Below are 6,268 nucleotides of genomic sequence, written 5' to 3'. Positions count from 1 at the left end.
CGGGGGGTTCGGGGGCGGAGGCTTCGGCGGCGGGCCCGGCAGCTTCGGCGGCAGCGGCACGCGCGGCCGGCTGGGCGGCGGAGGCCGTTTCTGAGTCCCACCGGATCCCCACATCCCCAAGGAGCAGTGCCATGAGCAGCAAGCAGACGGTTCTCGGCCGGGTCACCCAGCTGGCGAAGGCGAACATCAACGCCCTCCTCGACCAGGCGGAGGATCCGCAGAAGATGCTGGACCAGCTGATCCGCGACTACGCGAACAACATCGCGGAGGCGGAGGAGGCGGTGGCGGCGACCATCGGCAACCTGCGGCTGATGGAGCAGGATCACCAGGAGGACGTGGACGCGGCGAAGGAGTGGGGCGGCAAGGCGCTCGCCGCGAGCCGGAAGGCTGACGAGTTGCGGGCCGGCGGGCAGACGGCGGAGGCGGACCGCTTCGACAACCTGGCGAAGGTGGCGCTGGGCCGCCAGCTGCAGTCGGAGAAGGAGGCGAAGACCGCCGAGCCGACGATCGCCGCCCAGACCGAGGTCGTACAGAAGCTCAAGACCGGCCTCGACCAGATGAAGGCCAAGCTCGGCGAGTTGAAGGCCAAGCGCGACGAGCTGGTCGCCCGCGCGAAGTCGGCCCAGGCGCAGAACCGGATGATGGACGCCGTGCAGAGCGTCAACGTGCTCGATCCGACGAGCGAGCTGAGCCGCTTCGAGGACAAGGTGCGCCGGGAGGAGGCGAAGGCCCTGGGCAAGCAGGAGCTCGCCGCCTCCTCGCTCGACGCCCAGTTCGAGCAGCTGGACGCGCTCGGCGACAGCGCCGAGATCGAGGCCCGGCTGGCCGCGCTGAAGGCGTGATCTCACAGAAGGCCTGATCCCGTCAGCGGGTCAGAACATGCTGAGGAGCTGCTCCACCGTGGGTTCCGCCGTCCCCTCCCCGTCCGGCAGGGCCAGTTCGAACCAGACGGTCTTGCCGCGCGGGGTGCGGCGCGAGCCCCAGGAGGAGGAGAGCAGCCCGACGAGCTGGAGGCCGCGGCCGCCCTCGTCGGTGTCCCGGGCCCTGCGGCGCCGTGGCTGGACCAGGCCGGCGTCCCAGACCTCGCAGACGAGGGTGCGGTCGCGGAGCAGGCGCAGCCGGATCTCCCCCTCGCCATAGCGCAGGGCGTTGGTGACGAGTTCGCTGACGAGGAGTTCGACGGTGTCGACGAGCGGTTCGAGGTCCCAGGCCGCGAGCTGGGCGCGGGCGAGTTCGCGGGCCCGGCCGACGGAGCGGGGTTCCCTGGGCAGCTGCCAGTCACCGACGGCCTCGCTGGGCAGCCCCTGGATCCTGGCCATGAGGAGGGCGATGTCGTCCTCGCCGTGCCCGGTGTTCAGGCTGTTCAGGACCCGGTCGCAGACGTCCTCCAGGGGGCGGGCCGGGTCGGTGAGGGCGCGCCGGAAGGCCTGGAGGCCCTCGTCGAGCGGGTGGTCGCGGGATTCGACGAGCCCGTCGGTGTAGAGGGCGAGGAGGGCGCCCTCGGGCAGGTCGACCTCGACCTCCTCGAAGGGTTCCCCGCCGACGCCGAGCGGCATCCCCGGGGGTACGTCGAGGAGCAGGGCCTCCTCGCCGGGTTCGACGAGCACCGGCGGGAGGTGCCCGGCGTTGGCGAAGGTGCAACGGCGGGTGACCGGGTCGTAGACGGCGTAGACGCAGGTGGCGAGGTAGACCTCGGAGAGTTCGGGGCCCCGGTTCTTGTGGGCGCGGGACTGCTGTGCGCCGATGGGGGCGCCCAGGCCGCGGGCGATCTCGTCGAGGTGGGAGAGGACTTCGGCGGGCTCCAGGTCGAGTTGGGCGAGGGTCCGGACGGCGGTGCGGAGTTCGCCCATGGCGACGGCGGCGCGCAGGCCGCGGCCCATGACGTCGCCGATGACGAGGGCGGTGCGGTGGCCGGGGAGTTCGATGACGTCGAACCAGTCGCCGCCGACCTCGGTGGCGGTGGTGCCGGGGAGGTAGCGGCAGGCGATGTCGAGTCCGGCGGCCTCGGGGTCGCCGGGCGGGAGCAGGCTGCGCTGGAGGATCAGGGCCCGCTCGTGCTCGCGGCGGTAGAGGCGCGCGTTGTCGATGCAGACGGCGGCGCGGGCGGCGAGTTCGACGGCGAGGGCCCGGTCGCGCTCCCCGAAGGGCTCGCTGCCCTTCGTGCGGGAGAACTGGACGAGGCCGACGACGGTGTCGTGGGCGACCATCGGGACGACCAGGGTGGACTGGACGAGGTCTCCGTCGGAGCCGGGGACCGTCCGGATGCGTCCGGTGCGCAGGGCTCCGGCGCAGGGCGAGTTGAAGGGGTAGCGGTGGACGGCGCCGACCTCGATGGGGACGGGTCCTGGGCAGCCGCTGCCCGGGCCGTGGCCCTCGTCGGTTCTGAGGGGGGTGTCGGAGACGGCGCTGGCGAAGGCGACCCTGCGGAGCTCGGCGCTGCCCGCCCCGTAGCCGACGTCGTGGGAGTTCCCCCAGCGGCCCGGCGGTGCCTCGTCTCCGGTGAGGAGGCCCTGGTAGAGGTCGACGGAGGCGAGGTCGCAGAAGCCGGGGACGGCGACGTCGAGGAGCTCGCGGGCGGTGGCCTCCAGGTCGAGGGAGTTGCCGATGCGGGCGCCGGCCTCGTTGAGGAGGGCGAGGTTGCGGCGGGCGCTGGCGGCTTCCCTGGCGGCGTTGTGGCGGCGGGTGACGTCGATGCCGAGTCCGGCGACGCCGATCGGGCGGCCGGAGCCGCTGTGCACGCGGTAGAGGTTGATGGACCAGTGGCGGCGGTCCTTGGCACCGGGTGCGGCGCCGACGATCTCGAAGTCGGTGACGGCCTCGCCGGTCTCCAGGACCCGCCGGAGGGCGGTGGTCATCCGGTCGGCCTCGGCGCGATTGAGATAGTCGTGGACGGTACGGCCCCGGTGGTCGTCGGCCGAGCCGCCGAAGACGGTGGCGAAGCGCCGGTTGGCCCGCTTCACGGTGAGGTCGGTGCCGAAGAGGAGGAACCCGAAGGGGGATTGGCCGAATATCGCCTGGGAGGCGGCGAGGTCGGTCTCGATGCGGCGCAGGGCTCGCACGTCGACGACGATGCACAGCGCGGCCCGTTCCCCGCTCTGGGTCTCGCTCGGCATGACGTACATCTCGGCGATGCCCCGGGGCCGGTCCTCGCCGGGCATGCGGAACGGGACGAGGCCCGTCCACTCCTTGCCGTCGAGGATCTCCTTGACCCGTCGGTGGCCGCGCTCGCGCAGGTCGGCGGGCATGAAGGCCTCGACGGGGTCCTTGCCCCTGGCCTCATCGGCGGTGACCCCGAAGAGGTCCACGGCCCGTCGGCTCCACTGCTCGACGAGGCCGTCGGGCCCGATCGAGAAGGACGCCACCCGGATGTAGTCATAGATGGAGCCGGGCGGGCTGCTCTGCCACACGACGCCGCCGCTCGCCGTCTCAGGTATCTCGCTCACGCGACCGTCCCCTCCAGCTCACCGCACCGGACCGGCCATGCCCGCAGTATTCAATACGGCAGGCCCCGACGGCACGACGTTCACGATCACAGGGTGGTCTCGTTCGTCCCTGACCGAGTACCGGTGATCGTTGTCCCACCCTGTTTACTCACCAGGGAGAGCCAGCTCGAACCATACGGTTTTGCCGGTCCTTCCTCTACGGGTTCCCCAGCGACGAGCAGAACAGGCCACCAGACCGAGGCCTCGGCCCCCTTCGTCCTCGGGCCCCGGGGCCCGCTCGGTGGGTGGATCCGGAAGCGGATCGGAAACCTCCACCAGGAGCGCCGGCGGATGCGCCGGGTCGGCGCCGACGGAGCGGGGACGGACGAGCCGGACCCCGATGGGGCCGGAGGCGTACCGCAGCGAGTTGGTCACCAGCTCGCTGACCAGCAGGACGGTCACATCGCCGACGGCTCTGTCGAGCTCCCAGGCGCGCAGGGTCTCGCGCACCGCGTGGCGGGCCGTGCGCACGGCGTTCGCCTCCGCCGGGAAGTTCCACTCCGCGCGGTCGCCGTCGGCGTCGCTCACACCCGATCACTTCCCCAGCCGTGCGTCAGCAGGAAGGTCCAAGCCCCCTCCCGAGGGCACATTCTGGACATACCCCATATTTAGGACGGGGTATCCCGCCGGGAGCGTCGGCGGGCGCACGGTGGCACGAACGGCGTAGGACATCAGCCGCGCGCTCCGTCGACGGGGGTGGCCGGCAGTTTGCGCGCGGCCTCGGCGACGGTGGGCGCGGCCGAGAGCCCCAGCGCGGCGAGGGCGGGGGTGGTCGACGGCCTCAGTGCGGCGACGGCGGGGCGACCGGCAGTCTCAGTGCGGCCTCGGCGACGGCGGGGCGGTCCTGGTCGAGCCAGTCGACCGAGTCCAGCTCGTGCCGGGCGAGCCAGCGGAGCTCGTCGTGGTCCTCCAGGGGGCGCGGTTCGCCGGAGAGCAGCCGGGCGGTCCACACCCGCAGGACGTATCCGGGCTTCAGCGGCCACTCGCCGGGGATGCGCTCGCCCGGCTCGACCTCCACGCCGAGCTCCTCCCGGAGCTCGCGGACCAGGGCCTCTTCCGGGCCCTCGCCCGGTTCGAGCTTGCCGCCGGGCAGCTCCCAGCGGCCGGCGAGCTCGACGGGGGCGCTGCGGCGCGCGGCGAGCAGCCGCCCCCGGTCGTACAGGGCGCCCGCGACGACGACCACGACGCCGGGTCCCTGATCGGGACCGGCGTCACGGTGGGGCTCGTGGGGCGCGGCGGGGTCGGTGGTGCGTTCCGTCATGGGCGCGAGCGTAGCCCGGCCAGGTCGGCGCCCGCCGGGCCCAGGGGGCGGGCCGCCCCGTCGAGGTCGAGGGCGGGCTGCCCCACCGGAGTCAGAGGGCGGGACCGCCCCGCCGGACTCAGAGGGCGGGGCTGCCGACGCGCTCGACCCAGTAGAGCTGCTTGTGGCCGCGGTCGTCGAGGCTGTCCGCGATCTTCTGGGCTTCGTCCTTGGTCGCGTACCGCCCCACCCGGTAGCGGTTGCCGTTGTCGTCCTGCCGTATGACGAGCCAGGAAAGGACGGGGCTGCTGTCGGCCATCAGACTTCTCCCTCCGCCGGTCCGGGCGCCTTTGAGGATCTCCGGGAAACCGCAATCCGCATATGCCGGAGCTTACGCCTGACCTTCACACAGCGGATACGGGTTTTCACAAAGAGGCACGGATCGGCCGGGAACCGACGGAGGGAGGCCGAAGGTCACACCCCGGGCGCGGCCGCGGGGACGGTCGGCACCGGCATCAGGACGGGGCCGCCCGCGGCCCCGGGGTCCTTGCGGCAGACGTCCCCGCACGTGGCGTCGAGCGAGCAGCAGAGGGAGCAGACGGGGCCGGACCGCACCGGGCAGTCGGCGATGTCCGGCAGCTCGTAGGCCGTCTCGCACTCCGCGCAGAGGTGGGTCGCCCTCTCGTCGGCGACCTCGACGCCGGGGCCGTTCACGGTGTTCGGGCGGGCGAGGTAGTAGCGGCCCTTGGTCGCCCAGGCGATGAGCGGGCAGAGGACGACGGCGAGGCCGGCGGCGATGAAGGTGGAGAACGCCTCGGCGTAGCTGCCGAAGAGGCCGAAGAAGGCGAGGATCGAGACGACGGAGGCGATGACCATGGCCCCGAAGCCGGCCGGGTTCACGGCGTACAGATAGGCGCGCTTGAACTCGATGTACGGGGGGCTCCAGCCGGCCCGCTTGTTGATGACGAGGTCGGCGGCGACGGCCGCGATCCAGGCGATGCCGACGTTGGAGTAGAACCCGAGCAGCTTGTTCAGGGCGGCGAACATGTTCATCTCCATCAGCGTCAGCGCGATGGCGAGGTTGAGGAAGATGTACCAGACGCGCCCGGGGTGGCGGTGGGTGACGCGGGAGAAGAAGTTCGACCAGGACAGCGAACCGCTGTAGGCGTTGGTGACGTTGATCTTGATCTGGGAGACGATCACGAACAGCGCGGCGGCGGGCAGCGCGAACGAGCCGAGCCAGGGCCTGAGCGCCTCGATCTGCGGGGCGATCGGCTCCAGGGCGTGGGTCTTGCCGACGACCTCCAGGGCGACGAAGGCGAGGAAGGCGCCGCCGAGCTGCTTGGCCGCGCCGATGATCACCCAGCCGGGGCCCGCGGCGAGCACGGCGAGGTTCCACCGGCGCTTGTTCGCCTCGGTCTTCGCCGGCATGAAGCGCAGGTAGTCGGCCTGCTCGCCGATCTGGGCGATCAGGGAGAGCGCGACGCCCGTGCCGAGACCGAAGCCGATCCACGAGAAGCCCGCGCCGGCGCCCTCCGTACCGCCG

At 72.3% G+C, this 6,268-nt stretch carries 6 protein-coding genes; 1 reads left to right on the top strand and 5 read right to left on the bottom strand.

Annotated elements, in window-relative coordinates:
• Positions 1-131: 131 nt before the first annotated feature.
• Positions 132-842: a PspA/IM30 family protein gene (locus CCN56_RS28580; RefSeq protein ID WP_086830879.1), complete on the top strand. Its 711-nt coding sequence runs from the start codon at positions 132-134 to the stop codon at positions 840-842.
• Between the two features lie 30 nt (positions 843-872).
• Here CCN56_RS28580 and CCN56_RS28575 read toward each other — a convergent pair whose 3' ends face one another.
• The 5 genes from CCN56_RS28575 to CCN56_RS28555 all read right to left on the bottom strand — a co-directional run.
• Positions 873-3,443, bottom strand: a complete 2,571-nt coding sequence (locus tag CCN56_RS28575; RefSeq protein WP_086830878.1) for a SpoIIE family protein phosphatase — start codon at positions 3,441-3,443, stop codon at positions 873-875.
• Between the two features lie 144 nt (positions 3,444-3,587).
• Complete coding sequence (locus CCN56_RS28570) at positions 3,588-4,010, bottom strand: ATP-binding protein (protein ID WP_086830877.1); 423 nt, start codon at positions 4,008-4,010, stop codon at positions 3,588-3,590.
• 253 nt (positions 4,011-4,263) lie between these two features.
• Positions 4,264-4,743 carry a (deoxy)nucleoside triphosphate pyrophosphohydrolase gene (locus tag CCN56_RS28565; protein ID WP_256962205.1) on the bottom strand — a complete coding sequence of 160 codons (480 nt, stop codon included), beginning with the start codon at positions 4,741-4,743 and terminating at the stop codon, positions 4,264-4,266.
• A gap of 118 nt (positions 4,744-4,861) precedes the next feature.
• Entirely contained in the window at positions 4,862-5,041 is a 180-nt protein-coding gene (locus tag CCN56_RS28560) for an SPOR domain-containing protein (protein ID WP_041131060.1), read from the bottom strand.
• A gap of 155 nt (positions 5,042-5,196) precedes the next feature.
• Positions 5,197-6,268, bottom strand: a 1,072-nt coding sequence (locus CCN56_RS28555) for a cytosine permease (RefSeq protein ID WP_373412909.1), incomplete at its 5' end; no start/stop codon positions are given.

The sequence above is a fragment of the Streptomyces sp. NRRL B-24572 genome (genome assembly GCF_002156145.1).
In the GTDB taxonomy this organism is placed as follows: Bacteria; Actinomycetota; Actinomycetes; order Streptomycetales; family Streptomycetaceae; genus Streptomyces; species Streptomyces vietnamensis.
The sequence above is the reverse complement of the archived record's forward strand: the minus strand, read 5'-3'. Positions and strand labels throughout refer to the sequence as shown.

Coding starts and splice junctions, on each gene's coding strand:
- CCN56_RS28580 (WP_086830879.1), top strand. CDS start 132: ATGAGCAGCAAGCAGACGGTTCTCGGCCGGGTCACCCAGCTGGCGAAG.
- CCN56_RS28565 (WP_256962205.1), bottom strand. CDS start 4,743: ATGACGGAACGCACCACCGACCCCGCCGCGCCCCACGAGCCCCACCGT.
- CCN56_RS28560 (WP_041131060.1), bottom strand. CDS start 5,041: ATGGCCGACAGCAGCCCCGTCCTTTCCTGGCTCGTCATACGGCAGGAC.